Consider the following 23,140-nt stretch of genomic DNA (forward strand, 5'->3'; position numbering starts at 1 on the left):
CTGCCTCTGCCCTGCCCGTCTTGTCTCGCACGGGCGCAGCACATATGGCATACACCATATCCTGCGCGGCTGCTTTCCTTCGGCTTACAGAAGGATCGGCCGCACTTCAAGAATGCAAACAGCCGAGCCGGGATCGCAACCGCGACCGCACAGCCGAATCCGCCAGCCCCGATCCCTGCCCCTGCCCCGGATGACCCATCATGACCGCCGCTCCCACTGACCAACCGCAGTTCAGCCATCCCTTGCGCAGCGCCACGCTTTCGTCGCGCAAACCCACCCGTTTCGACCTGCGCCCCGATCAGAGCACGCGGCGCGCGATGGCCGAACAGCTTGGCCTGCTGGACCTTCCGGCCTTCCGATTCACCGGCGAGATCCGGCCCGAAGGCCGGCATGATTTCCTCCTCGAAGGCAACCTGACCGCCGAAGCCGTTCAGCCCTGCGCCGTGACCCTTGCTCCGGTCCTGTCCCGGATCGCCGAGGCCGTCCGGCGCCGCTATCTTGCCGACTGGCAGGAACCGGAAGGCGACGAGGTGGAGATGCCGGAAGACGACACTCAGGAGGCGCTGCCCGAGGTGATCGACCTCGCGCTTGTTGCGATGGAGGCCCTGGAACTTGCCCTGCCGCTCTACCCGCGCGCCGAAGGTGCGGAACTGGGCGAGGCGGTCTTCGCCGCCCCCGGGACAGCCCCGCTGCGCGATGACGACCTGCGCCCCTTCGCCGGACTTGCCGCCCTGAAAGCGCGGCTCGACGGTTCGCAGGACGGTTGAAACCGCTCTGCACCGCACTGCAACAAAGGGGCTTGCGCGCGCAGGAATTCCGGCTATGTTCCGCGCCTCATCAGATGGCAGGTACCGGCTCGCGCGGAATGTGGGCAAACCGCTGTCCGCAATAGGAAAATCAGGGGCCTGTCCCCGCTACCCGAGGTTGAGACATGGCTGTCCCTCAGAACCGAGTCACCCGTTCGCGCCGCAACATGCGTCGCGCCCATGACGCTCTCGTCGCTGGCAATCCGCAGGAATGCTCCAACTGTGGCGAGCTGAAGCGTCCGCATCACGTGTGCAGCGCCTGCGGTCACTATGACGCGCGCGAAGTCGTGGCGACGGCGAAAGAGATCGACCTGGACGAGGACGCGGCGTAAGCCGCATCCAAGACGCCCTGCCCGATGGCCAACGGAGCACAAGATCCGGCAACCGACGGCGCGAAGCGTATCGTCATTTCCGTTGACGCCATGGGCGGAGACAGGGGACCGGCAGCCGTGGTTGCCGGTCTTGCCTTGTCGATACGGGAATTGCCTGATGCCGATTTCCTGCTGCACGGCAATGAGGAAGAGCTGGCCCGCCTGGTTGCTCAGGAAGCGGGACTTGCCGGTCGCGTGACGCTCTGTCATGCGGATCGTGTCGTGACCATGCAGGACAAGCCCAGCCAGGTGATGCGCCATGGTGAGGGCACATCCATGTGGTCCTGCATCGAAAGCGTGAAGCAAGGCGCTGCAACTGCGGCCGTTTCTTGCGGCAATACCGGGGCGCTGATGGCGCTGTCGATGATCCGCCTGCGCCGCCTGCCCGGCATCAACCGACCTGCCATCGCCAGCCTCTGGCCGTCGCGCAATCCCGGCGGCTTCAACGTCATGCTCGACATGGGCGCAGACGTGAAGGCCGAGGCGAATGATCTGCTGCAATTTGCGATGATGGGCGCCTCCTATGCCCGCAACGGCCTGCGCCTTGCCAGACCGCGGGTCGGCCTGCTGAATGTCGGCACCGAAGAGCACAAGGGGCGCGCCGAACTGAAAGAGGCGCATGAACTCGTCGCCCAATCGGCCGAAGCAGGCGGGTTTGACTATGTCGGTTTCGTCGAAGGCAGTGATATTCCCTCCGATCGCGTGGATGTCATCGTGACCGATGGCTTCACCGGCAATGTCGCGCTCAAGACGGGCGAAGGCACGGCCAAGCTGATCTCGGATTTCCTGCGCGAGGAATTCAATGCCTCGGTCTTTTCGCGCCTTGCCGCGCTCTTCGCGCTGTCCACACTGCGGCGCCTCCAGAAGCGGATGGACCCGCGCCGGGCGAATGGCGGCGTGTTCCTCGGCCTGAATGGAACCGTCATCAAGTCCCATGGCTCGGCGGATGCAACAGGTGTGGCGGCGGCGATCCGGCTGGCGCATCAACTGGCGGCCGCAGGCTTTCAGGAGCGGCTGGCGGCACGGGTTGCCTCTGCCATGCGTCCGAGGCAGGATGGCACCGATGGAGCGACCCCGTCCGAGACGGCCGTGGGGACGGGAGGCGGGACCAAGGAATGACGATACGCGCCGTCGTAAGGGGCGTTGGGCACTATCTCCCCGAAAGGGTTGTCCCCAATGCAGAATTCGAGTCGATCATCGAAACCAGCGATGAATGGATTCGCACCCGTTCCGGGATTGAGCGGCGCCATGTCGCCGCGGAAGGGCAAACCACGTCCGACCTCGGCCTTCGGGCGGCACGGGCGGCGCTTGACGATGCAGGGGTCACGGCGGAAGAGATCGACGCCATCATCGTTGCCACATCAACGGCCGATCTGACCTTTCCGTCTGTGGCCACGATGATTCAGGCCGGTCTCGGACGGACGGGCGGTTTCGCCTTTGACGTGCAGGCTGTCTGCGCGGGCTTCGTCTATGCCCTGACCACGGCCAATGCGCTGATCCTTGCCGGTCAGGCGCGGCGGGTTCTGGTGATCGGGGCCGAAACATTCTCGCGGCTGATGGATTGGACGGACCGGTCCACCTGCGTCCTTTTCGGGGATGGCGCCGGGGCGCTTGTGCTGGAGGCGCAGGAAGGCGACGGCACCTCGCAGGATCGCGGCATTCTCTCTACCGACCTGAATTCGGACGGACGCTTCAAGGACATCCTTTATGTCGATGGCGGGGTATCGACGGGAACGACCGGCCATCTGCGGATGGAAGGCAAGGAAGTGTTTCGCCATGCCGTTGAAAAACTTGCAGAAACCGCCCATGCCGCCCTCGAGAAGATCGGCCTGACCGGCGGCGATGTCGATTGGATCGTGCCCCATCAGGCCAATATCCGTATCATCGAGGCGACCGCCAAGCGGATGCAGGTGCCGATGGATCGTGTCGTCGTGACGGTGCAGGATCATGGCAATACCTCCGCGGCCTCCATCCCCCTCGCCCTGTCGGTGGGCAAGCAGCGGGGCCAGATCAAGACCGGTGACCTTGTGGTGACAGAGGCAATCGGCGGCGGGCTGGCCTGGGGTGCGGTGGTGTTGCGCTGGTGACGCCGCAGCCGTGCATCAAATGCACGCCGCAAGTGGTTGATATTGACTCGTTTCTCCAAACGGCTCACTCTCGCGTGAAATCCCGGGGGGGCCTTGACATGAGTGAGAAGACCTTGACGCGCATGGATCTGTCCGAAGCGGTGTTCCGCGAGGTGGGTCTGTCCCGCAACGAAAGCGCATTGCTGGTGGAAAGCGTACTCCAGCACATGTCCGACGCGCTGGTCGAGGGGGAGACGGTCAAGATATCGTCCTTCGGCACGTTCTCGGTGCGCAGCAAATCGGCCCGTGTCGGCCGCAATCCCAAGACCGGCGACGAGGTTCCGATCAGCCCGCGCCGTGTGCTGACCTTCCGCCCCTCGCATCTCATGAAAGACCGCGTGGCCGCCGGATCGAAGCGGTAAGGGGCCATCGCCGATGGAGAAATCGCCAGAGGCGTTCAGAACCATCAGCGAAGTGGCCGACCTGCTGGATACACCGGCCCATGTCCTGCGGTTCTGGGAAAGCCGGTTTCCGCAGATCCGCCCGGTCAAGCGTGCGGGCGGACGACGCTATTACCGCCCGGGGGATGTGGCCTTGCTGGCCGGGATCAAGAAACTGCTCCATGACGATGGGCTGACCATCCGCGGGGTGCAGAAAATCCTTAGGGAACAGGGTATCCGGCATGTGTCGAGCCTGACAGCGCCGTTTCCCGATCCGGTCCCCGGCGCCATTGACCTGGCGGTTTCGGATGCAGATCCAGGCGAGGCGGAGCAGTTCCTGCTTTCGGCGCTTATGCCCCCTGACGGTCCCAAGGAAACGGCGCAGATCATCCCGCTCGATCAGGCCTATGCACGGCAGGAGGCGCAACGTGGGCTGGTTGCCAGTGCCACCGATGGTGACGGTGCCGGCATAGCGGGATCGGACGGGGCCGAGGACGGCCTGCAAGAATTGGAAATGACCGAGACCGCGCCGGAGGCGCCCTTCATCGAAGCCGAAGAGGAAGCAGAGGACAACGATCCCTTGCCTCTTTTCGGTTTTTCCCAGGGCGGGCCAGATGGCGTTTCGGGGGAAGAGACGGCCGCCGATACGGCAAGTCCCCCGCAAGGCGAGCCGTCAGATGGCAAGGCGGCCATCGAATCGCTGCCGCCTGTTTCTGGCGACGACAGTGCCGTCGAACCGCCTGAACCGGTGACTTCTGCGGAAGACACCGCCAACGCGGCCGAGGCTGCGGAAGCGGAATTTCCCACGGTGGCCAGCCTGTTGCGCCGCAGCAGGGCCAGGCGCCTCGCTCCACATCGCGCCGAGCTTGAACGCCTGCGCGACCGCCTTGCCGACCTGCGGGATCGCGTCGCAGAGGCCTCTCGCCGCCGCATCCGGTGATCGTCACGGGATGCGCTTTCCTGCTTGCCCCTGCCCGGAATATCGGTATGTATCCCGCCTGTCGGGCCGTGGCGCAGCCTGGTTAGCGCGTCCGTCTGGGGGGCGGAAGGTCGCGAGTTCGAATCTCGCCGGCCCGACCAAAACCGAAACCGCCCGCCTGCCGCAAGGCAGCGCGGGCGGTTTCGTTTCCAGCTTCGTGAACGAGGGTCTAGGATGACTGCCATCGGTGTGCTTCCCTCGCAGACGCTGCGCCAGCTCATAGCCAAGGGTCAAATCACCGCCACCGCCCCGATCACCGAGGCGCAGGTGCAACCGGCCAGCCTAGACCTGCGGCTGGGCACCATAGCCTATCGCGTGCGCGCCTCCTTCCTTGCCGGACAAGGCCGGAGCGTGGCCTCACGCCTGGCCGAGTTCGAGATGCACCGGGTTGACCTGTCGCAGGGGGCGGTGCTGGAAAAGGGCTGTGTCTATGTCATCCCCCTTATGGAGTCCCTGAACCTGCCGGGCGACCTGACGGCGGTGGCGAATGCAAAAAGCTCCACCGGGCGGCTGGATCTTCTGACCAGAACGATCACCGATGGCGGAACGGAGTTCGATCGTATCGCGCCGGGGTATCACGGGCCGCTCTATGCTGAAGTCTGCCCCCGCAGCTTTTCCGTGCTGGTGCGTCCCGGCATGCGGCTGAACCAGATCCGGTTCCGGCACGGTCAGGCCGTGCTGGACGATGAAGCGTTGGCGGCGCTGCACATGGCGGAACCACTCGTTTCGGGCGAGGCGGTGATTGCGGGTGGCCTTGGCTTTTCCGTGGATCTCAAACCGGAGACCGGCGATCTGCTGGGCTATCGTGCCAAGCCGCATACCGGGGTGATCGACCTTGACCGCATCGGTTACTACCCGGCCCGCGATTTCTGGGAAGAGGTACGGAGTTCCGACGGCCGTATCATTCTTGATCCCGGGGCCTTCTACATCCTGGTCAGCCAGGAGGCCGTGACGATTCCGCCGGATTACGCGGCTGAAATGGCCCCCTATCTGGCGATGGTGGGCGAGTTCAGAGTCCATTACGCCGGCTTCTTCGATCCCGGCTTTGGCCATGCCCTTGCAGGAGGAACCGGATCGCGCGGGGTGCTGGAAGTGCGCTGCCACGAGGCGCCCTTCGTTCTGGAACATGGGCAGGTGGTCGGTCGGCTGGTCTATGAACGCATGACGGAACGGCCTGACACGCTCTACGGTCAGGCGATCAAGTCCAACTATCAGGGGCAGGGGCTGAAACTGGCCAAGCAGTTCCGGTAGGCGCTAGCGCCAGAAGCGCCGTCCGACACGCATGATTTCCTTCAGACGTTTCTGCGTTTCCGCGGATTTGGCGTGGTGGCGGCGTTCGGCATCGGTCATCTGGCCCTTGGCTTTCGGGGCGCCGCCGATCCGGTCCAACCCGTGTTTCATGGCCATGCCAAGCGCCTGCCGCAGCAGCCTGCCGCCCATACCTTGAAGAAGTCTGTTCCAGTCCATCGCAATCGTCCTTCCACTAATCCTCGAACAGTTCGCTCTGTCCGACAGTCGCCTCTTCCTCGTCATCGCTACGTGCCAGACTGCCGGGAAGCGGGCGGTTGTCCAGAAGACCGGCCGCCCGCAACTCCTTGAGCCCCGGCAGATCGCGCGCCGACTCCAGACCGAAGTGATCTAGGAACTGTTCGGTCACAACAAAAGTGACCGGACGGCCCGGGGTCATCCTTCTGCGGCCCAGACGTATCCATTCGAGTTCCAGAAGCTGGTCCACCGTCCCGCGCGACACGGCGACCCCCCGGATTTCCTCGATCTCGGCCCGGGTGACGGGCTGGTGATAGGCGATGATGGCGAGGGTTTCGATCGCGGCGCGCGACAGTTTTCGCTGCTCGACCGTCTCCTTCTGCATCAGATGGCCAAGGTCGGGCGCAGTGCGGAAGGCATGGGCATCGCCCACCCGGACCAGTTGCACCCCCCTGCCCTCATAGCGTTTCCGCAGATAGACCAGCGCCTCGGCCGGATCGCAGCCATGGGGCAGACGTTTCTCCAGTTCGGCAACGGTGACCGGTTCGGCCGAGGCGAAGAGAATGGCTTCGACCATCCGTTCCTGTTCCGCCATGGGCGGCGCTTCGAAAAGGCTGCGCTCCACGGGTTCCAAAGGATCGTTCATGGCTCTTTCCGCCGAAGCTGGATGGGGGCGAAGGTTTCGCCCTGCCGCAACTCGACTTGCCCGCGTTTCGCCAATTCGAGCACAGCCGCGAAATGGGCGGCGGTGGAGGAGCGGCGACGCATCGGGTTGCCGTCCCAGCCTTCCGGCAGGAAGGAGGTCAATTCGGCCCAATCCCCGGCATAGCCGATCAGGCCGCGCATCCGATCCAAGGCCTGTTCCATGGTGAAGACGTGGTCGCGGTCCATCACGAAGGGGCGGAATTCATCCTTGGTGCGGATGCGGGCATAGGCGCGCATCAGATCGAGCAGCGTCGCCGAATAGGTCACCTTGCGGTTCAGCGAGACATCTTCAGGCAGGCCGCGTGCAAAGAAGTCGCGACCCAGTTGGTCACGCGCCATGAGGCGGGCAGCGACATCGCGCATCGCCTCAAGCCGTTCCAGTTGAAAGGCCAGATGCGCGGCGAGTTCTTCGGCAGTCGGGCCATCCTCCCCCGGTTCGGGGGGAAGGAGAAGACGGGATTTCAGGAAGGCGAGCCAGGCCGCCATGACCAGATAGTCTGCCGCGAGTTCGATCCGCAGCGAATGCGCCTTGTTGATGAAGCCAAGATACTGGTCTGCGAGTTGCAGGATGGAGATGCGGCGCAGATCCACCTTCTGGGTGCGCGACAAGGTCAGGAGCAGGTCCAGCGGGCCTTCATAGCCATCGACATCGACGATCAGCGCCTCGGCCGCCAGACGTTCGGCGGTGGGCAGACGTTCCACGGAGGTCCAGTCATCATCAGACATGCGTGCTTCCCCGAAGGATCGCAGCAAGGTCATCTTCCAGCGCAGCGATGTCAACGGGATCGGGGGATCGGCGCAAGGCGAGGGCGGCGGCCGCCCTGCCCCGGCTGGCGGTATCCAGGGTTCCGGCAACCGCGGCGACAGCCTCCATCTCGGCCAGATCGCCCTTGCAATGAAGGGCGATGTCGCAGCCGGCCGCCCGGGCGGCGGCGGCCCGGCTGGCCAGCGTGCCGGACAGGGCCTGCATGTTGAGATCATCTGTCATCAGGAGCCCGCCAAAACCGATGCGATTGCGGATTACGTCGATCATCGCGGGAGACTGGGTTGCCGGCCGATCGGGGTCGAAGGCGGCGAAGACGACATGGGCCGTCATGGCAAGCGGCATGTCGCGCAAGGCGCGGAAGGGTGCGAAATCGGTGCGGTCGAGGGTTTCGGCAGAGGCCGTCACAGTGGGCAAGTCGTGATGGGTGTCGGCGGTGGAGCGACCATGGCCTGGCATGTGCTTCATCACCGGCAGGACGCCGCCCGCAAGATGCGCCTCGGCAACGGCGCGGGCGATGGCGGCGACCTCAGCCGGATCACTGCCATAGCAGCGATTGCGCAGGAAGGGATGGGTGTTCTCGGAGGCCAGATCGCAGCAGGGGGCGCAGTTCGCGTCAATTCCCACGGCGCGCAGTTCGTGGGCGATGATCCGCGACCGGATCGCCATGCCGCGCGCAGCCTGAGCGGCGCTTTGCGCCACCTGATCCAGCGGGGGCAACCATTCGCGCCAATGCGGGGCGCGCAGACGCTGCACGCGCCCGCCTTCCTGATCGACAAGGATCGGCGCGTCATGGCCGGTGGCGGCACGCAGATCATCGGTCAGGCGACGAACCTGATCGGGTGTTTCGACGTTGCGGGCGAAAAGGATGAAACCGAAGGGATCGGCCTCGCGGAAGAAGGCCGCCTCGTCCCGTGTCAGGACCGGACCGGAACAGCCGAAGATGGCGGCCCCCTGACCGAAACTCATCCGCGCTGCTCGACCGGGATGCAAGAGGCGTTCTGTGCCAGCATTTCGGTGCAGAAACCGCGCGCCTCCGTTTCATCCGCGAAACCATGGGCCCGCAAGCGGAAGAAGGTGCGTCCACCGCTTTCGGCCGCCTGCACGACAAGCGCCTTGCCCAGGAACAGCGGCCCGAACTGGTTGCCCAGCTTCACCCATTCGGCCCGCGCCTCGTCTGCCGTGTCAAAGGCGCCAAGCTGCACGAGCCGCGTTCCCTCGGGAATGGCGGCGGGGTCGATCTCTGCCGAAGGTGCTCCAGAGCTGGCCGCGCCGGCCAGCGAAACGGGTTCAATCGTCGCCTCCTGTCCCGGAACGGCCGGGCGAGGACGGGGGCGGAGCTGGCCCGAGGCGGTGGTTTCTGGCGTGGCGGAAACTTGTTCGGGCACGGGTTCGGCCAGCGCCTCGGCCAGGGCCTGCGCCACGGCATCGGGATCGGGGCCAAGATTGGCCTCGTCTTCGGGCATGGCCGACGCGACGGGGGCCAAGGCCGGATTGGGCGCCACAGCCGCGGCGGAAACGGGAAGGACCGACGTCTCGTCCGCCTGCGGCATCGCCCCGGCAAGGGCCATGCCCGGTGCATCCTCCTGGCTGAGTTCGACGGGGCGCGGGGCCAGCACGAGCCGATCCGGCGGCGGCGCGGCGGTGCCGAGAGCGGCAACGGTGTTTACCGAAAGTCCCTGATGATCGGCAACTTCGCCACCCGGATCTTCCGGCGCGATGCGCATCGGCCCTTCCATCGCACGCACGACAGGAACGCCGTTCACGTCGCGCACGGCAAGGCGGTACCCCCAATAGGCCATGCCAATGACCAGAGCCACCGAACAGACCGCCCCCGCGATATGGACATAGCGCGCCATGCGGCCCGACCGGGCGACAGGGTCCGCCCAGCCTTGATCGTTGCCGGCATCGTAATCGTCGTAATCAACGTCCGCCATCTGGTGCCTCGTGCCGGATGCGATACATGCCGCATCCGCGTTCTTTGCCTGCTCGAACCGGCGGGACGCTGTTGATCAGCGCATTTCCTCGACCGGAGTGACGCCCAAGATAGCAAGACCGCTGCAAATGACAACGGAAACGCTGCGGGCAAGGGCGATTTTCGCCTGCGAGACGGCGGGATTGCCGTCCTGGAGGAAGCGAAGGGAAGTGTCGTCATTGCCCCGGTTCCACAACCCGTGGAATTCGGAGGCCAGTTCATAGAGGTAGAAGGCCACGCGATGCGGTTCGTTGTTGCGCGCCGCAATCTCCACCAGTCGCGGCCATTCGGCGATCTTCTTGGCCATGGCGAGTTCCGCCTCATGCGTCAGGATCGACAGGTCGGCGGCCTGAAGCGTGGCGTCGGACACGTCCAGCCCCGCCTCGCGCGCCTTGCGCAGGACGGAGTTCACGCGGGCATTGGCGTATTGTACGTAGAAGACAGGGTTGTCCTTGGACTGTTCCAGCACCTTGTCGAAATCGAAGTCGAGCGCCGCGTCGTTCTTGCGGGTCAGCATGACGAAGCGGGTCACGTCGGCCCCGGCCTGTTCGACCACGTCGCGCAGGGTGACGAAAGTCCCTGCCCGTTTCGACATCTTGAAGGGTTCGCCGTTCTTGTAGAGCTTCACGAGCTGGATCAGCTTGATATCCAGCGGCACGCGGCCGTTCGACAGGGCGGAGACAGCGGCCTTCATGCGTTTGACATAGCCGCTGTGATCGGCGCCGAAAATGTCGATCAACTGGTCAAAGCCGCGACGGACCTTGTTGTAATGATAGGCGATGTCGGGGGCGAAATAGGTCCATGACCCGTCCGACTTCTGCACCGGGCGGTCCACATCGTCGCCATGGGCGGTGGAGCGGAACAGGGTCTGGACGCGGGGTTCCCAATCCTCGGGCTCCTTGCCCTTCGGGGGTTCCAGCGTGCCTTCGTAGATCAGGCCCATGCTGCGGAGGGTGTCAATCGCCGCCTCGATCTCGCCCGTGCCGTAGAGCGCCTTTTCCGAGGAATAGACATCCATCTCGACGCCCAAGACCTTGAGATCGTTGCGAATCTCGGCCATCATCATTTCGGTGGCGAAATCGCGGACGTCTTTCAGCCAGACGGATTCCGGCTGGTCCAGCAGGGTCGCGCCGTATTTGGCCTTGAGTGCCTCACCCACCGGGATGAGATAGTCGCCGGGGTAAAGGCCTTCGGCGATGGCGGGTTCAAGACCATGCGCCTCGCGGTAGCGTTCATAGGCGGAACGGGCCAGCACATCGACCTGCGCGCCGCCGTCGTTGATGTAATATTCCCGCGTCACATCCCAGCCAGCGAAGGACAGAAGGCGCGCGAGCGCATCGCCGAAGACCGCGCCGCGGGTATGGCCCACATGCATCGGGCCGGTCGGGTTGGCGGAGACGAATTCGACATTGACCTTCAGCCCCTGCCCGAGGGTGGAGCGGCCATAGTCGATCCCCTGCCCCAGCGTGGCGCGGATGAGGCCGTGCCAGAGCGCGGGATCAAGACGGAGGTTCAGAAAGCCCGGGCCGGCCACATCTGCGCCCGCGATGCGGGGATCGGCCATCAGGCGGGCGGCCAGCGCCTCGGCGATCGCGCGGGGCTGCATGTTGGCGGGCTTGGCCAGCACCATTGCGGCATTGGTGGCCATGTCGCCATGCGCCGCGTCGCGCGGCGGTTCCACCGCGACGGCGGTGTAGTCCAGTCCCTGCGGCAGCACGCCTTCGGCGGCAAGATCGGCAAGGGACGCGATGACGAGGTCCCGGATATCCGAGAAGAGGTTCATTTGATCACATTCCTGTCTGGTTGCCTTCGGCAATGCCAGAGGCGACCAGACAGGTCAAGGCGGCCGGATCAGGCGGGGCTGTCGGAGCCCGGCTTTTCCGGTGCAGCGGGCGCGGAGGGCGGCGTGCGGTGCCGCATGTGATGCGCCTCGCGCGCGCCGAAATGGCCAGCGAGGATCGCGCCGACCAGCCACCAGAGTTCATCCGGCATCCGGTCGAGACTGGCCATGCCGCGATCGAAGAGGTCGGGCCGGATCAGCGCAAGGAACAGGAGCGCCACGGTGCCAGAGACAAGAACCCGGCGCGGCAGGCGGTTGGCCGCGTCGATCAGCCGGTCATAGCGGCCCTGCGCCAGAGACGGTGCAGGCTGCGCCAGAAGACGCCGCAGGCGGCGTGCGAAGGTGGCGGTTTTCGAAAGGATGGTGTCCGGCATGAGGGTCCCCGTGATGATGGGGACCAGCCTCGCGCGAAAGGGTTAACGGGCGCGGTAAGGAGCGCGCGGTCAACTGTCCGGCTGGTTCGGATCGACATAGACGCCCTGTTCCTTCAGGGCATCCACCACCTCGGCCGGCATGTAGGTTTCATCGTGTTTGGCAAGGATTTCCGTGGCCTGGAAAGTGCCGTCCACCATGCTGCCGGTGCCGACCATCCCCTGCCCTTCGGCAAAGAGGTCGGGCAGGATGCCGGTATAGGCCACGGGAATGGACTGGTTCATGTCGGTCACGCGGAAGGTGACGGTTTCGCCCTGCCCGCGGATGATGGAGCCTTCCTCGACCAGCCCGCCGATGCGGAACACCTCTCCCTGTGCGGGGGGTTCTTCGACGACCTGGGTCGGGGAGCGGAAGAAGTTGATGCCGTCGCGCATGGCATAGCCGACCAGCGCCGTCGCACCGATCAGGGCGACCGTCGCAAGCGCGATGATCTGGATACGCCGTTGTTTCTTTAGCCCTTTCAGACCGGCCATGATCCCTCCTACGGGAAGACGGGGGCGAGCATCAGCCCTTGGGTTTCGGGCAGGCCCAGCATGATGTTTGCGTTCTGGATGGCCTGACCGGAAGAGCCCTTGGTCAGGTTGTCCAGCACGGCGATGACCATTGTCCGACCGGGGATGCGGTCGCCGGTCACGCCGATATGGCAGAAGTTGGAACCTACGATATCGCGTGTCGAGGGGAGTGCGCCAAAGGGTAGCACTTTCAGGAAAGGTTCGGAGTCATAGGCGCTTGCGAGGGTTTGGTGAACCAGTTTCGGATCGCCCTTGACATAGACGGTGGCGAGGATGCCCCGGTTCATCGGCAGCAGGTGCGGAGTGAACTGGACATGGACGGGGCGGCCCGCCAAGGCGCTGAATTCCTGATCGAATTCGCCAAGGTGCCGGTGCTTGCCGCCCGCCGAATAGCTGTGGGTGCCGCCCGAGAGCTCGGCATGGAGGAGGTTTTCCTTCAAGGACCGCCCTGCCCCGCTGACCCCTGCCTTCAGGTCGATCAGGATATCGTCAAGGTCGATGCAACCCTTTGAAATCAGGGGCCGAAGGGCATATTGCCCGGTGGCGGCATTGCAGCCGGTTCCGGCGACGAGACGGGCCTTGGCGATGGCTTCGCGGTAGAATTCGGTGAGGCCGTAAACAGCTTCCTTTTGTAGGTCGAGGGCGGTGTGGGGCTGGCCGTACCATTTTTCATATTCCGCAGGGTCGCGCAGGCGGAAATCGGCGGAGAGGTCCACGATCCTGAGGGTGCGGGGGAGTGCGGCCACAACCTGTTGGGTGGTGGCATGGGGCAAGGCGCAGAAGCAAAGGTCGACGCCGGAAAAGTCGATCTCGTCGATCTTTTGCAGCCTGGGAAGGGTCAGGTGGCGCAGGAAGGGGAACACGTCCGCCATCGCCATGCCGGCCTTGCGGTCGGCAGAAAGCGCCGCGATTTCAAGGCCTTCATGCGTGGCGATCAGGCGGACGAGTTCCGCGCCCGTATAGCCCGATGCCCCGAGAATTGCGACTTTCGCGGCCATGGCGACCCCCTTTCCAGATGCCGCGTTGATGCGGCAGGCCGGGGCCGGTGGCAAGGGGTTTTTGGCTGCAACGGTTGTGCCGCATGTTGTGCCGCTTTCTGTGCAGCAAACTGTGGCCACACAGCGAACGGGGGTGGGGAAGTTCCGAAAGCGTCTGGAGGGCCGGAGCGGCGGGGAGACCCCCGCCCTACAGGCCGAGCTGTGGGCGGTGTTGGGGCGGTTTGTGTACGGGTCGGGGTGGGGGTCGGTGCGTGCGAGCACGCACCCTACGCGGCCTCGAATTCGATCTTCCGGCGCAGGAACTGCGTGGCCTTGTTCGACACCGCCTTCGGGTCGCCCGTCGTCAGGAACTTCGACTCCGTCCCCGTTCCCAGAAACTCCGGCCGCCGGGTGAGGTAGTCGGCCAGGGACTCGGCCACGAGATTGGCCTGGGAATAGACCTTGACCCCCTGCCCCAGCGCCTCCTGGAACACTTTTTCCATCAGCGGGTAATGGGTGCAGCCGAGGATCGCGGCTTCGGGCGCAGGCATGCGGCGCTTGAGTGCCTCGACATGGGAGCGGACCAGCGCCTCGGCCAAGATCTCGTCGCCCTGTTCGATGGCATCGACAACGCCGCCGCAGGGCTGCGCCTCGACATCAACGCCGATGGCGCGGAAGGCCAGTTCGCGCTGGAAGGCGCGGGAGGCGACGGTGGCGGGGGTGGCGAAGAGGGCGACATGCTTCACCGCCACTTCGCGCGGCGGGGAATTGTCGCCCCATTGGCGTTCGGTCAGCGCCTCGATCAGGGGGACGAAGACGCCCAGCACGCGCTTGTCGGCGGGGACCCAGGTTTCCTGCATCCGTTTCAGCGCGGCGGCAGAGGCGGTGTTGCAGGCGAGGATGACGAGGTCGCAGCCTTCGGCCCAGAGCCGTTCGGTGGCGGCGCAGGTGAGGTTGAAGATGTCATCGGCGGTGCGCACGCCATAGGGGGCGTGGGCATTGTCGCCCAGATAGACGAAGGGCACCTCGGGCAGGCGGCGCGCGACGGCATCGAGCACTGTGAGGCCGCCGAGACCCGAATCGAAGATGCCGACTGCCATCACCGCCTCCTTCCCCGGCCTGCTGCCGGGTCCTGCCCTGTCTTGCGGCAGCATAGGCGGGTTGGTCGGGGGGGGAAAGGCCATTGCCTGCCGCCGATCCGGGCCTGTGCGGCAGGTTGTTGCGTGGAGGCCGAGAATCGCAGCCATGCATCCTTTACATGGCAGTTATACTTCTTATGTGGGGGCTCCCGTGGTAGCGTGCCCGGAAGTTTACGGTGATTGACATGATGGACTGGGACAAGCTGCGGATTTTCCATGCGGTGGCCGATCGCGGCAGCCTGACCCATGCAGGGGATGTGCTGCATCTGAGCCAATCGGCGGTGAGCCGGCAAATCCGCGCGCTGGAGGAAAGCCTGAATGTGACGCTGTTCCACCGCCATGCGCGGGGCCTGATCCTGACGGAACAGGGCGAACTTCTTTATGACGCCACCACGCAGATGGTGAAGCGGCTGGAGGCGACGGCGGCGCGGATCCGCGACAGCGAGGATGAGGTCTTTGGCGAGTTGCGGGTGACGACGACGGTGGGTTTCGGCACGCTGTGGCTGGCCCCGCGACTGACGGCGCTGTATCAGAAATATCCGGTGCTGAAGATCGACCTGATGCTGGAAGAGCGGGTGCTTGATCTGCCGATGCGCGAGGCGGATGTGGCGATCCGGATGAAGGAGCCGTCGCAGGCCGATCTGATCCGCAAGCGTCTGATGCAGATCCGGATGCGGCTTTATGCGACGCCGGAGTATCTGGCGCAGAACGGCACGCCGGAAAGCATGGCGGATTTCCATTCCCATCGCCTGATCTGCCAGCATCCCGGCACGGCGCAGGTGGCGGCCGGGGCCGTGCTGGTGCAGCAGTTGATGAGCAACGACATTCCTTCCACCCTGACGGTGAACAATTACTTCGGGGTGTTGCAGGGGGTGCTGAACCATATCGGAATCGGGGTTCTGCCGGATTACATCACCGAGGATTTCCCCTTCCTCGTCCGCGTGCTGCCGGATACGGAAAGCGCCGAGGTTCCCGTCTTCCTCGCCTATCCCGAAGAGTTGCGCCATTCCAAGCGGGTGGCGGCCTTCCGCGAATTCGTGAGCGAGGAAATCTTCAAGTACCGCAAGCGCGAACAGGGCTGAGGCGGAGCGGCGACGCGGGCGGCGGGGGCCGGGAAGGAAACGTTTCCATGCCTTGCGCAGAAAGCCATGCACGGCCTGCATAGCGGCCATGATGCAGTCGCGGCATCCCTGCCCTTGCGCATGACAGAACACCACCCTAAATCCAGTGGCGAGGCGGTGATCGAGAGTTTCTCTTGCCGCTTCATACCTCCCTGTTGGACTTGGGCCGAGCTTCTGCTCGGCCTTTTTTTTGGTTTTCGCGCAAACAGGATCAGTCTGCCTGCGGATGCGGCAGTGCAGCACGGGCTTTGCCGAGGAATGCAGCATCTGCTGGAGAGGTGGTGAGCGCGAGCGCGCGGTCATAGGCCGCATGTGAGTCGCGGATACGCCCCGCCCGGGCGAGCAGGGCGCCATGGGCGGCGTGGAAGGGCTGATAGTCCTGAAGCAGGGCGGCAAGGTCGGACAGTTCGGCAAGCGCCGAGGGGAGATGGCCAGTTTCGGCTAGGGCAACGGCGCGGTTCAGACGGATGACCGGGGTCGGTTCGAAATCCATCAGGCGGGTGTAGAGGGCGGCGATCTGCGGCCAGTCGGGCGCGGGGTCTGCCATCTGGCAGGCGGCGATGGCGGCCTTGATCTGATAGGGGCCGGGGGCGCGGCGGGACAGTGCCATGTCGAGAAGGCGGTGCCCCTCGGCGATGCTGTCCGGGTTCCAGAGGCGGCGGTCCTGCGCGGCGGGGGGAAGGCTTGCGCCATCGGGGCCGATGCGCGCGGCCCGGCGGGCATCGGTGAAGAGCATGAGCGCGAGAGCGCCTTCGATTTCCGCCTCGTCGGGGCGGAGGGCGGCGAGGAGCCGGGCGAGGAAGATCGCCTCGGCGCAGAGGTCGCGGGGTTCGCTCGGGCCTGCGGCATAGCCGGTGGTGAAGATGAGGTAGAGGGTGGCCAGCACGGTATCGAGCCGGGCGGGCCAGTCCTCTGGGCCGGGGATGGAAAAGGGGATGCGGGCGGCGCCGATCTTGGCCTTGGCACGGGAAAGGCGCTGGCCCATCGTCGGTTCGGTGTCGAGGAAGGCGCGGGCGATTTCGGGCGTGGTCAGACCGCAGACCACGCGCAGGGTGAGGGCAGTGCGGGATTTCGGGTCGAGCGCCGGGTGGCAGCAGGCGAAGATCAGGCGGAGGCGGTCGTCGGGGATGTCGGGGCGGTCGTCCAGTGCGGCTTCGTCAGTGGCGAGGATGGCCATGGCCTGCGCGTGGCGGCGGGAGGTGCCATCGCGGCGGATGCCGTCGATCGCCTTGCGGTAGGCAGCGCGCAGGAGCCATGCATCCGGGCGCGCGGGGATGCCGCGCGACCAGTGGATCAGGGCGGAGGCGGCGGCCTCTTGCAGCGCGTCTTCGGCGCGCTGGACATCGCCCAGGCGGCTGGCAAGGGCCGCGACGAGGCGGCCCCTGTCGGTGCGCAGGCACAGGTCGAGCGCCTGTTCGGAGGTCATCAATACTCCATCACGGGGCGCACCTCGACTGTGCCGAGACGGGCGACCGGTATTTCGGCGGCATAGGCGAGCGCCGCGTCGAGGTCGGGCGCGTCGATCAGATAGAAGCCGCCCAGATGTTCGCGGGTTTCGGCGAAGGGGCCGTCCATCGTTTCGCGCTTGCCGTTGCGCAGGCGCAGGGAGGTGGCGGTTTCGACGGGTTGCAAGCCGTCGCCGGCGAGGAAGGTGGCGATGCCCTTGGTGCGTTCTCCCACGGTGAAGAATTCCTGGATGTAGGCGTCGAATTCCGGCGTGCCGGGGGTGGGTTCCTTGGCGGGGTCCGCGTAAAGGAGGAGCATGTATTTCATGGCGTGTCGCTTTCCTGTCTGTCAGGTGGCGGGCGGGATTGCCGGACCATCCTAAGCCAAGGACGCGGGCGTGGCGCAGATTTCGACATGTGGTTTCGCGCGGCCTGCAAATTTCCTGCGGAGGGTGGCTTGCCCTGCCCTTCCCCCTTCCCCTTTGCGCCCGTTTCGCCTAGACGCGCGGGCAAGCACCAGACCCGAAGGATGCCGCCATGACTGAACCCGCCCTGACGCCCGACCTGATCGCCAGCCACGGGCTGAAGCCGGACGAGTATCAGCGGATATTGGAGATCATCGGGCGGGAGCCGACCTTTACGGAACTGGGCATCTTCAGCGCGATGTGGAACGAGCATTGTTCCTACAAGTCGTCGAAGAAATGGCTGCGCACGCTGCCGACCACAGGGCCGCAGGTGATCTGCGGTCCGGGGGAAAATGCGGGGGTGGTGGATATCGGCGACGGGCAGGCCGTGATCTTCAAGATGGAGAGCCACAACCACCCGTCCTATATCGAACCCCATCAGGGCGCGGCGACGGGCGTGGGGGGCATCCTGCGCGACGTCTTTACCATGGGCGCGCGGCCCATCGCGGCGATGAATGCGCTGTCTTTCGGGGAGCCGTCACATCCGAAGACCAGCCACCTTGTGAAGGGGGTGGTCGAGGGGATCGGGGCCTATGGCAATGCCTTTGGCGTGCCGACGGTGGGCGGCGAGGTCCGGTTCCACCGCGCCTATAACGGCAACTGTCTGGTGAATGCCTTTGCCGCAGGCTTGGCGGATGCGGACAAGATTTTCTACTCCGCCGCCTCGGGCGTAGGAATGCCGGTGGTCTATCTCGGCGCGAAAACCGGGCGCGATGGCGTGGGCGGGGCGACCATGGCCAGCGCCGAATTCGACGAAACGATCGAGGAGAAGCGGCCCACGGTGCAGGTGGGCGACCCCTTCACCGAGAAGCGTCTGCTGGAGGCCTGTCTGGAGCTGATGGCTTCGGGTGCGGTGATTTCCATTCAGGATATGGGGGCGGCGGGCCTGACCTGTTCGGCGGTGGAGATGGGCGACAAGGGCGGCCTTGGCATCCGGCTGCAACTGGACAATGTGCCCCAGCGCGAGACGGGCATGACGGCCTATGAGATGATGCTGTCGGAATCCCAGGAACGGATGCTGATGGTGCTGAAGCCCGAGAAAGAGGCCGAGGCGCGGGCGATCTTCGTGAAATGGGACCTCGATTTCGCCATCGTGGGCGAGACGATCCCCGAGGATCGGTTCCTGATCCTGCATGGGAACGAGATCAAGGCGGACCTGCCCTTGTCGAAACTGTCCTCCAGCGCGCCGGAATATGACCGGCCCTGGGTGGAGACGCCCAAGGCTGCGCCTCTGGGTGACATTCCTGTGATTGCGCCGCTGGCGGGGCTGCGGGCGCTGATCGGCAGCCCGACCTATGCCCACAAGGCGTGGGTCTGGGAACAGTATGACAGCCAGGTGGGCGCCGATACGGTGGTGACGCCGGGCCTGCCTGCGGGCGTGGTGCGGGTGCATGGGACGGGCAAGGCGCTGGCCTTCACGTCGGACGTGACGCCGCGCTATGTGAAGGCCAACCCGGTGGAGGGCGGCAAGCAGGCGGTTGCCGAGGCGTACCGCAACCTGACGGCGGTGGGGGCGCGGCCCCTTGCCACGACGGATAACCTGAACTTCGGCAACCCGGAAAAGCCCGAGATCATGGGGCAGTTCGTGGGCGCGATCAAAGGGATCGGCGCGGCGGTGGCGGCGCTGGACATGCCCATCGTGTCGGGCAACGTGTCGCTTTACAACGAGACGGACGGGCGGGCGATCCTGCCTACGCCGACGATCGGGGCCGTGGGAATTCTGTCCTCGCTCGACGAGGTGATCCACGGCAAGCCGGTGGCGGGCGATGCGGCGGTGCTGATCGGGGCGCCGGGCGCGCATCTGGGGCAATCGGCGGTGCTGGCCGAGATGTTCGGGATCGAGGCGGGGGATGCGCCTGCCGTCGATCTGGCAGCGGAAAAGCGGCATGGGGAATTCGTACGGGCCAACCGCGCGCTGATCCGGGCTTGCACCGACCTTGGCGATGGCGGGCTGGCGCTGGCGGCCTTTGAGATGGCGGAAGGGGCCTGCCTTGGCGTGACGCTGGACAGCGGCGAGGCCGGGTTCCTGTTCGGCGAGGATCAGGCGCGCTATCTGGTGGCCACCGACAAGGCCGAGGCGCTGATCGCGGCGGGCAAGGCGGCGGGGGTTCCCGTGGCTGTTGTGGGTCGTTTCGGCGGGGACAAGGTCGCCTTCGGGGGCGATGCGGCGCCGGTGGCGGAATTGTCGGTTCTGTATCGGTCCGCCTTTGCCAAGGCGGTTGCCTGATGCTTCGGCAGGCGACCGATGGGGAAATCCCGGCGGTCACCGCGCTTATCGCGGCGCATCCCCTGTCGCTTTTGCGGCAATCCGAAGACTGGCTGCGCGAGGTTGCGGCCGCCGAGGCGAAGGGTGTGCTGATCTGGGATCGGGGTGGCATCGACGGGGTGGCGGTGCTGGAATGGGCCTATCCGGGGGTGGTCTATCTGATCAACCTCGGCCTGGCGGTGCCGGGGCGCGGCGAGGGGAAGGCCCTGATCGCAGCGGTGCAGGATCACGTCTTCGGCGGGCTTGGGGCGCATCGGATGTTCTGTGACATCGCTTTTGACAATGGGGCGGCCCTGTCGGCCTTCCGCAAGGCGGGATTCACGCAGGAGGGAACGATGCGCGAATGCTGGAAGCGGGGGGAAACCTGGGTGGATTGCCATGCCTTCGGGATGCTGGCGCGGGAATGGCGGGCGCGCGGATGAGCCTGCGCCCTGCCCTGCCCGCGGATTTCGCCTTCATCCGGTCGCTGGCGCAGCGGCCCGACTATGGCATCTACATCACGGATGAGGATGAGGCGCGGCTGGCGGTCTATGCCAGCGATCCTGCCTTTCGGCTGCTGATCTGGGATGTGGACGGGGTGCGGGCAGGGTTCGCCTTGTTTGCGGAAGTGGGGGAGCCATCGGGGGCGGTGGAGTTGCGGCGGCTGGCGCTGGATCTGGCAGGTGGCGGGATGGGCCTCGCTTTCGTGCGGGCGCTGACGGATTACGGATTTTCCGTGCTGGGGGCAAAGCGGGTCTGGCTGGATGCGAGCAGCGAGAATCTGCGGGCGCAGAAGATCTATGAGCGGGCGGGTTACCGGCTTGAGGGACGGCTGCGCGAGCATTGGTGGCGGCCGATGCTGGGGCGGACTGTGGACCTTATGCTTTACGGGATGCTGCGCGCGGAATGGGAGGCCTTGCCGCCCCCTGCCCCACTTGCGGCCCCTGCCCCTTAGGCATACATCTTCGGTCAGGAATACCGGGGAGCCAGCATGATCACCGCACGCGACATCGAGAATCTGATCCGGGAAAGCTTTCCCCATGCGACGATCACGGTGCAGGGCGATGACGGGCAGCATTTCGCGGCGGAAGTGATCGACGCGAGCTTCAAGGGCATGAACCGGGTGCAGCAGCAGCGGGCGGTCTATGCCGCGCTGAAGGGAAAGATGGATGGCGCGCATGGGGAACTCCATGCGCTGGCGCTGACGACGAAGGCGCCGGAGTGAGAGGATAAGGGAATGAGCGCTGAGGCACAGATCCGCGAGACGATCGAGAAGAATGACGTGGTGCTGTTCATGAAGGGCACCAAGATGATGCCGCAATGCGGGTTTTCCTCCCGCGTGGCAGGCGTGTTGAACTACATGGGCGTGAGTTTCGCCGATGTGAACGTGCTGGCCGATCCGGATATCCGTCAGGGCATCAAGGATTTCAGCGACTGGCCGACGATCCCGCAGCTTTACGTGAAGGGCGAATTCGTGGGCGGCTGCGATATCGTGACGGAGATGACGCTGTCGGGCGAGCTGGACGCGCTGTTTGAGGCGAAAGGTGTGGCCTTCGACAAGGATGCCGCGAACAAGATCCGCGAGGCGAATGCCTGAGAGGGCGTGATGCGCGCAAGGAAAGGCCCGCCAATGGCGGGCCTTTTGCTGTTTCAGGAACCCGTGAGCATCAGGTCAAATGCACGAATGATCCTGTCACGTTCGTGCGAAAAACTGGCAACAAAACTACCGAGTTCGGCCACAGTTAAGGTGGCAAGGACATGCGGGGCGAGGCGTAGTCGGATATCGCCAGCTGTAAGGACAGGGGATAAAGCCGAAAGCGCCGGGACCGCTGCCCCTTCGGGAATGGCCAAGCAAACGGCGCGGGTGTTCAGATCATCAAGCAGGTCAGATTGCAGGACGATGACGTAATCCCCTTCCGCCATTCGATAGAGGTCGAACTGATCTGCCATCAGAACTTACGATAGCGCGCGAGAGGCACGCCGTTCTCTTCAATCCACTTGTTATAGGCCGCGATGTCGGCGGCGTTGTCCTCTTTCCAGCGGCGGCCGCGTTCGGCGCGGACCTGTGCGAGGATGCCTTCCTCGGCGGCGCGGGAGATGTTGATGCCCAAGGCGCGCGCCTCATCCAGAAGGGCGGCGTCGAGGGTCATGGACGTGGCGCGGCGGGTGGCGGGCATGGCGGACTCCTGCGGTTGGCGAGAGTATACCGCAAAACATACCGCAGATGAAGCGGTATGAACCGTCATCGAGAGCTTGCAGTTGTCAGGCGGTGCCGCGCGCCTCGTCCACCCGCTGGGCCAGCGCCTCGGCCTGGGCGGCGATCTCGGCCAGGGTTTCGGTGACCTGCGGCGGGATGACCGGCACTTCGACCCGGTTCTCGGGCCGGGATTCGAGATCGGCAATCCGGGCCTTGAGGGCGCGTATCTCATCCTCGACGGCGGCGGTCTTGTCGGCGAGCATGAGACCCGCCATCAGCAGCATCTTCGCCTCGGGCAGGCGGCCCATCTGGGCGACGAGGGGCTGGGCTTCGGCATCCAGCATGGCGGCGGCGGCGCGCAGGAAATGTTCTTCGCCGTCCTGACAGGCGACGGGGAAGGACCGGCCGCCGATGGTGACATGGAGTTCAGGCATCGGCACGCTCTTCGGTGATGAGGGGGGTCAGTTCGGAGAGGATTTCATCCATCTCGGCGACTTCGGACAGGCGGGAGACGCGCATCGCCTCGATCTCGGCCATCATGGCGCGGTTGATCTGTTCGGGATCGGCGAGGTTGGCCACCTGGGCGCGGCGCAGGCCGCGCAGATTTTCGCGCAACTGGACCACGGTCTTGCGCATGCGCTGCATCTCGAGCCCCTGCACGTCGAGCTGGGCGGTCATCTTGTCGATCCGGGCGTAAAGCGCGGCGACATCCGTGGGCAGGTCAGCGATGGTGGGCGGCGCATCTTCAAGCTCCGAGATGCGCTGGCGCAGGCTGGCGGAAAGCGCACGTTCCGCGGCGAGATCGGCCTCGAGCGCGGCAATGCGGGTTTCGGTTTCGGAATCGGTGCCGTCCTCTGTCGCGGGTGCGGCGGCGGGGCGCATCGACAATGCCTCTACCCCGTCACCGATGCGTTGCAGCGCGGCGGCGATGCGGCGTTCCAGCTCGGCCAAATCCTGCATGGGGTGCCTTTCTGTCCTGCGATACGTTTCTTCTGGTTCTGCGTCCTGTCGGCCCGGTGCGGGAGCGGCAGGCACGAATCGCCCCGTCCCGACCTAAGCGCCAGTTTAGCGCAAGAATAAGGCGCAACTCACGCCTTTGCACCCAAGGGCTTGCGGGGATTGCTTGATCTTGCCCGAGATGCGCCCTAGAGCGGGGCCGAAAACCGCAACTTACGACA

Annotated in this window: 29 protein-coding genes and 1 tRNA gene; 14 read left to right on the top strand and 16 right to left on the bottom strand. The window is 65.2% G+C overall.

Annotation, left to right across the window (positions count from 1 at the left end; genetic code table 11):
• Positions 1-200: 200 nt before the first annotated feature.
• From C0V75_RS07875 to C0V75_RS07910, 8 genes are all read left to right on the top strand, one after another.
• Positions 201-767 (top strand): DUF177 domain-containing protein, encoded by a 567-nt coding sequence (locus C0V75_RS07875; protein ID WP_101920343.1) that lies wholly within the window; start codon positions 201-203, stop codon positions 765-767.
• A gap of 164 nt (positions 768-931) precedes the next feature.
• Positions 932-1,138, top strand: a complete 207-nt coding sequence (gene rpmF / locus C0V75_RS07880; RefSeq protein ID WP_101920344.1) for a 50S ribosomal protein L32 — start codon at positions 932-934, stop codon at positions 1,136-1,138.
• A gap of 24 nt (positions 1,139-1,162) precedes the next feature.
• Complete coding sequence (gene plsX, locus C0V75_RS07885) at positions 1,163-2,296, top strand: phosphate acyltransferase PlsX (protein WP_101920345.1); 1,134 nt, start codon at positions 1,163-1,165, stop codon at positions 2,294-2,296.
• Positions 2,293-3,264 carry a beta-ketoacyl-ACP synthase III gene (locus C0V75_RS07890; protein ID WP_101920346.1) on the top strand — a complete coding sequence of 324 codons (972 nt, stop codon included), beginning with the start codon at positions 2,293-2,295 and terminating at the stop codon, positions 3,262-3,264. The genes plsX and C0V75_RS07890 overlap by 4 nt, the downstream gene beginning before the upstream one ends.
• Before the next feature lie 98 nt (positions 3,265-3,362).
• Complete coding sequence (gene ihfA / locus C0V75_RS07895) at positions 3,363-3,665, top strand: integration host factor subunit alpha (protein WP_101920347.1); 303 nt, start codon at positions 3,363-3,365, stop codon at positions 3,663-3,665.
• A 13-nt stretch (positions 3,666-3,678) separates the two neighbouring features.
• Positions 3,679-4,623, top strand: a complete 945-nt coding sequence (locus tag C0V75_RS23515; protein ID WP_254216404.1) for a MerR family transcriptional regulator — start codon at positions 3,679-3,681, stop codon at positions 4,621-4,623.
• A 62-nt stretch (positions 4,624-4,685) separates the two neighbouring features.
• Positions 4,686-4,763, top strand: a tRNA-Pro gene (locus C0V75_RS07905).
• Between the two features lie 73 nt (positions 4,764-4,836).
• Positions 4,837-5,913 carry a 2'-deoxycytidine 5'-triphosphate deaminase gene (locus C0V75_RS07910; protein WP_101920348.1) on the top strand — a complete coding sequence of 359 codons (1,077 nt, stop codon included), beginning with the start codon at positions 4,837-4,839 and terminating at the stop codon, positions 5,911-5,913.
• Positions 5,914-5,916: 3 nt separating this feature from the next.
• Here C0V75_RS07910 and C0V75_RS07915 read toward each other — a convergent pair whose 3' ends face one another.
• The 10 genes from C0V75_RS07915 to C0V75_RS07960 form a co-directional block, all read right to left on the bottom strand.
• Positions 5,917-6,129 carry a hypothetical protein gene (locus C0V75_RS07915; RefSeq protein WP_101920349.1) on the bottom strand — a complete coding sequence of 71 codons (213 nt, stop codon included), beginning with the start codon at positions 6,127-6,129 and terminating at the stop codon, positions 5,917-5,919.
• Between the two features lie 16 nt (positions 6,130-6,145).
• The gene (scpB, locus tag C0V75_RS07920) at positions 6,146-6,793 is read right to left on the bottom strand and encodes an SMC-Scp complex subunit ScpB (RefSeq protein ID WP_101920350.1); all 648 of its coding nucleotides are present in this window, start codon (positions 6,791-6,793) and stop codon (positions 6,146-6,148) included.
• Positions 6,790-7,578, bottom strand: a complete 789-nt coding sequence (locus C0V75_RS07925) for a ScpA family protein (RefSeq protein WP_101920351.1) — start codon at positions 7,576-7,578, stop codon at positions 6,790-6,792. The genes scpB and C0V75_RS07925 overlap by 4 nt, the downstream gene beginning before the upstream one ends.
• Complete coding sequence (gene nagZ, locus C0V75_RS07930; RefSeq protein ID WP_101920352.1) at positions 7,571-8,584, bottom strand: beta-N-acetylhexosaminidase; 1,014 nt, start codon at positions 8,582-8,584, stop codon at positions 7,571-7,573. The genes C0V75_RS07925 and nagZ overlap by 8 nt, the downstream gene beginning before the upstream one ends.
• Positions 8,581-9,552 (bottom strand): SPOR domain-containing protein, encoded by a 972-nt coding sequence (locus C0V75_RS07935; RefSeq protein ID WP_101920353.1) that lies wholly within the window; start codon positions 9,550-9,552, stop codon positions 8,581-8,583. Before C0V75_RS07935 ends, nagZ begins: the two co-directional genes overlap by 4 nt.
• 75 nt (positions 9,553-9,627) lie before the next feature.
• A complete protein-coding gene (gene argS, locus C0V75_RS07940) occupies positions 9,628-11,373 on the bottom strand; it encodes an arginine--tRNA ligase (protein ID WP_101920354.1) in 1,746 nt (581 codons plus the stop codon).
• Positions 11,374-11,441: 68 nt separating this feature from the next.
• Complete coding sequence (locus C0V75_RS07945; RefSeq protein ID WP_101920355.1) at positions 11,442-11,804, bottom strand: 3TM-type holin; 363 nt, start codon at positions 11,802-11,804, stop codon at positions 11,442-11,444.
• 69 nt (positions 11,805-11,873) lie between these two features.
• Entirely contained in the window at positions 11,874-12,326 is a 453-nt protein-coding gene (ccmE, locus tag C0V75_RS07950; protein WP_101920763.1) for a cytochrome c maturation protein CcmE, read from the bottom strand.
• A 17-nt stretch (positions 12,327-12,343) separates the two neighbouring features.
• A complete protein-coding gene (gene argC, locus C0V75_RS07955; protein ID WP_101920356.1) occupies positions 12,344-13,372 on the bottom strand; it encodes an N-acetyl-gamma-glutamyl-phosphate reductase in 1,029 nt (342 codons plus the stop codon).
• Between the two features lie 266 nt (positions 13,373-13,638).
• Positions 13,639-14,451, bottom strand: a complete 813-nt coding sequence (locus C0V75_RS07960; RefSeq protein WP_101920357.1) for a glutamate racemase — start codon at positions 14,449-14,451, stop codon at positions 13,639-13,641.
• A 227-nt stretch (positions 14,452-14,678) separates the two neighbouring features.
• Here C0V75_RS07960 and C0V75_RS07965 point away from each other — a divergent pair, with 227 nt between their 5' ends.
• Entirely contained in the window at positions 14,679-15,572 is an 894-nt protein-coding gene (locus C0V75_RS07965) for a LysR family transcriptional regulator (RefSeq protein WP_101920764.1), read from the top strand.
• A gap of 250 nt (positions 15,573-15,822) precedes the next feature.
• On the opposite strand, the gene C0V75_RS07975 is transcribed toward C0V75_RS07965, so the two are convergent.
• Both C0V75_RS07975 and C0V75_RS07980 read right to left on the bottom strand, forming a co-directional pair.
• Positions 15,823-17,037 (bottom strand): RNA polymerase sigma factor, encoded by a 1,215-nt coding sequence (locus C0V75_RS07975; protein WP_101920359.1) that lies wholly within the window; start codon positions 17,035-17,037, stop codon positions 15,823-15,825.
• Positions 17,037-17,384, bottom strand: coding sequence for a YciI family protein (locus C0V75_RS07980; RefSeq protein WP_101920360.1), 348 nt, complete (start codon positions 17,382-17,384; stop codon positions 17,037-17,039). The genes C0V75_RS07975 and C0V75_RS07980 overlap by 1 nt, the downstream gene beginning before the upstream one ends.
• A gap of 209 nt (positions 17,385-17,593) precedes the next feature.
• On the opposite strand from C0V75_RS07980, the gene purL reads away from it, so the two are divergent.
• Genes purL through grxD form a run of 5 tightly spaced genes read left to right on the top strand, consistent with a single transcriptional unit; the run spans position 17,594 to position 21,362 of the window.
• Positions 17,594-19,747 carry a phosphoribosylformylglycinamidine synthase subunit PurL gene (gene purL, locus C0V75_RS07985; protein WP_101920361.1) on the top strand — a complete coding sequence of 718 codons (2,154 nt, stop codon included), beginning with the start codon at positions 17,594-17,596 and terminating at the stop codon, positions 19,745-19,747.
• A complete protein-coding gene (locus tag C0V75_RS07990; RefSeq protein WP_101920362.1) occupies positions 19,747-20,208 on the top strand; it encodes a GNAT family N-acetyltransferase in 462 nt (153 codons plus the stop codon). The genes purL and C0V75_RS07990 overlap by 1 nt, the downstream gene beginning before the upstream one ends.
• A complete protein-coding gene (locus tag C0V75_RS07995; protein ID WP_158241803.1) occupies positions 20,205-20,720 on the top strand; it encodes a GNAT family N-acetyltransferase in 516 nt (171 codons plus the stop codon). Before C0V75_RS07990 ends, C0V75_RS07995 begins: the two co-directional genes overlap by 4 nt.
• Positions 20,721-20,756: 36 nt before the next feature.
• Entirely contained in the window at positions 20,757-20,990 is a 234-nt protein-coding gene (locus C0V75_RS08000) for a BolA/IbaG family iron-sulfur metabolism protein (protein ID WP_101920364.1), read from the top strand.
• A gap of 12 nt (positions 20,991-21,002) precedes the next feature.
• Positions 21,003-21,362 carry a Grx4 family monothiol glutaredoxin gene (gene grxD, locus C0V75_RS08005; RefSeq protein ID WP_101920365.1) on the top strand — a complete coding sequence of 120 codons (360 nt, stop codon included), beginning with the start codon at positions 21,003-21,005 and terminating at the stop codon, positions 21,360-21,362.
• Positions 21,363-21,415: 53 nt separating this feature from the next.
• On the opposite strand, the gene C0V75_RS08010 is transcribed toward grxD, so the two are convergent.
• The 4 genes from C0V75_RS08010 to C0V75_RS08025 all read right to left on the bottom strand — a co-directional run bounded on the left by C0V75_RS08010 (position 21,416) and on the right by C0V75_RS08025 (position 22,922).
• A complete protein-coding gene (locus C0V75_RS08010; protein WP_101920366.1) occupies positions 21,416-21,715 on the bottom strand; it encodes a CcdB family protein in 300 nt (99 codons plus the stop codon).
• Positions 21,715-21,942 carry a type II toxin-antitoxin system CcdA family antitoxin gene (locus tag C0V75_RS08015; RefSeq protein ID WP_101920367.1) on the bottom strand — a complete coding sequence of 76 codons (228 nt, stop codon included), beginning with the start codon at positions 21,940-21,942 and terminating at the stop codon, positions 21,715-21,717. The genes C0V75_RS08010 and C0V75_RS08015 overlap by 1 nt, the downstream gene beginning before the upstream one ends.
• An 85-nt stretch (positions 21,943-22,027) precedes the next feature.
• Positions 22,028-22,396 carry a cell division protein ZapA gene (locus C0V75_RS08020; protein ID WP_101920368.1) on the bottom strand — a complete coding sequence of 123 codons (369 nt, stop codon included), beginning with the start codon at positions 22,394-22,396 and terminating at the stop codon, positions 22,028-22,030.
• Entirely contained in the window at positions 22,389-22,922 is a 534-nt protein-coding gene (locus C0V75_RS08025) for a hypothetical protein (RefSeq protein WP_101920369.1), read from the bottom strand. Before C0V75_RS08025 ends, C0V75_RS08020 begins: the two co-directional genes overlap by 8 nt.
• Between the last annotated feature and the right edge of the window lie 218 nt (positions 22,923-23,140).

The sequence above is a fragment of the Tabrizicola sp. TH137 genome (assembly GCF_002855575.1).
Lineage (GTDB): Bacteria > Pseudomonadota > Alphaproteobacteria > Rhodobacterales > Rhodobacteraceae > Paragemmobacter.

Excerpts from the sequence above, each read along its gene's own strand:
- argS (WP_101920354.1), bottom strand. The coding sequence starts at position 11,373 with ATGAACCTCTTCTCGGATATCCGGGACCTCGTCATCGCGTCCCTTGCC.
- C0V75_RS08020 (WP_101920368.1), bottom strand. The coding sequence starts at position 22,396 with ATGCCTGAACTCCATGTCACCATCGGCGGCCGGTCCTTCCCCGTCGCC.
- C0V75_RS07945 (WP_101920355.1), bottom strand. The coding sequence starts at position 11,804 with ATGCCGGACACCATCCTTTCGAAAACCGCCACCTTCGCACGCCGCCTG.
- C0V75_RS07915 (WP_101920349.1), bottom strand. The coding sequence starts at position 6,129 with ATGGACTGGAACAGACTTCTTCAAGGTATGGGCGGCAGGCTGCTGCGG.
- grxD (WP_101920365.1), top strand. The coding sequence starts at position 21,003 with ATGAGCGCTGAGGCACAGATCCGCGAGACGATCGAGAAGAATGACGTG.
- C0V75_RS07965 (WP_101920764.1), top strand. The coding sequence starts at position 14,679 with ATGGACTGGGACAAGCTGCGGATTTTCCATGCGGTGGCCGATCGCGGC.
- C0V75_RS07925 (WP_101920351.1), bottom strand. The coding sequence starts at position 7,578 with ATGTCTGATGATGACTGGACCTCCGTGGAACGTCTGCCCACCGCCGAA.
- C0V75_RS08015 (WP_101920367.1), bottom strand. The coding sequence starts at position 21,942 with ATGCCCGCCACCCGCCGCGCCACGTCCATGACCCTCGACGCCGCCCTT.
- C0V75_RS07935 (WP_101920353.1), bottom strand. The coding sequence starts at position 9,552 with ATGGCGGACGTTGATTACGACGATTACGATGCCGGCAACGATCAAGGC.
- C0V75_RS07875 (WP_101920343.1), top strand. The coding sequence starts at position 201 with ATGACCGCCGCTCCCACTGACCAACCGCAGTTCAGCCATCCCTTGCGC.
- C0V75_RS07960 (WP_101920357.1), bottom strand. The coding sequence starts at position 14,451 with ATGGCAGTCGGCATCTTCGATTCGGGTCTCGGCGGCCTCACAGTGCTC.
- C0V75_RS07890 (WP_101920346.1), top strand. The coding sequence starts at position 2,293 with ATGACGATACGCGCCGTCGTAAGGGGCGTTGGGCACTATCTCCCCGAA.
- plsX (WP_101920345.1), top strand. The coding sequence starts at position 1,163 with ATGGCCAACGGAGCACAAGATCCGGCAACCGACGGCGCGAAGCGTATC.
- C0V75_RS07975 (WP_101920359.1), bottom strand. The coding sequence starts at position 17,037 with ATGACCTCCGAACAGGCGCTCGACCTGTGCCTGCGCACCGACAGGGGC.
- C0V75_RS07910 (WP_101920348.1), top strand. The coding sequence starts at position 4,837 with ATGACTGCCATCGGTGTGCTTCCCTCGCAGACGCTGCGCCAGCTCATA.
- C0V75_RS08000 (WP_101920364.1), top strand. The coding sequence starts at position 20,757 with ATGATCACCGCACGCGACATCGAGAATCTGATCCGGGAAAGCTTTCCC.
- nagZ (WP_101920352.1), bottom strand. The coding sequence starts at position 8,584 with ATGAGTTTCGGTCAGGGGGCCGCCATCTTCGGCTGTTCCGGTCCGGTC.
- C0V75_RS07980 (WP_101920360.1), bottom strand. The coding sequence starts at position 17,384 with ATGAAATACATGCTCCTCCTTTACGCGGACCCCGCCAAGGAACCCACC.
- C0V75_RS23515 (WP_254216404.1), top strand. The coding sequence starts at position 3,679 with ATGGAGAAATCGCCAGAGGCGTTCAGAACCATCAGCGAAGTGGCCGAC.
- argC (WP_101920356.1), bottom strand. The coding sequence starts at position 13,372 with ATGGCCGCGAAAGTCGCAATTCTCGGGGCATCGGGCTATACGGGCGCG.
- C0V75_RS07995 (WP_158241803.1), top strand. The coding sequence starts at position 20,205 with ATGAGCCTGCGCCCTGCCCTGCCCGCGGATTTCGCCTTCATCCGGTCG.
- C0V75_RS07990 (WP_101920362.1), top strand. The coding sequence starts at position 19,747 with ATGCTTCGGCAGGCGACCGATGGGGAAATCCCGGCGGTCACCGCGCTT.
- scpB (WP_101920350.1), bottom strand. The coding sequence starts at position 6,793 with ATGAACGATCCTTTGGAACCCGTGGAGCGCAGCCTTTTCGAAGCGCCG.
- C0V75_RS08025 (WP_101920369.1), bottom strand. The coding sequence starts at position 22,922 with ATGCAGGATTTGGCCGAGCTGGAACGCCGCATCGCCGCCGCGCTGCAA.
- C0V75_RS08010 (WP_101920366.1), bottom strand. The coding sequence starts at position 21,715 with ATGGCAGATCAGTTCGACCTCTATCGAATGGCGGAAGGGGATTACGTC.
- rpmF (WP_101920344.1), top strand. The coding sequence starts at position 932 with ATGGCTGTCCCTCAGAACCGAGTCACCCGTTCGCGCCGCAACATGCGT.
- ihfA (WP_101920347.1), top strand. The coding sequence starts at position 3,363 with ATGAGTGAGAAGACCTTGACGCGCATGGATCTGTCCGAAGCGGTGTTC.
- purL (WP_101920361.1), top strand. The coding sequence starts at position 17,594 with ATGACTGAACCCGCCCTGACGCCCGACCTGATCGCCAGCCACGGGCTG.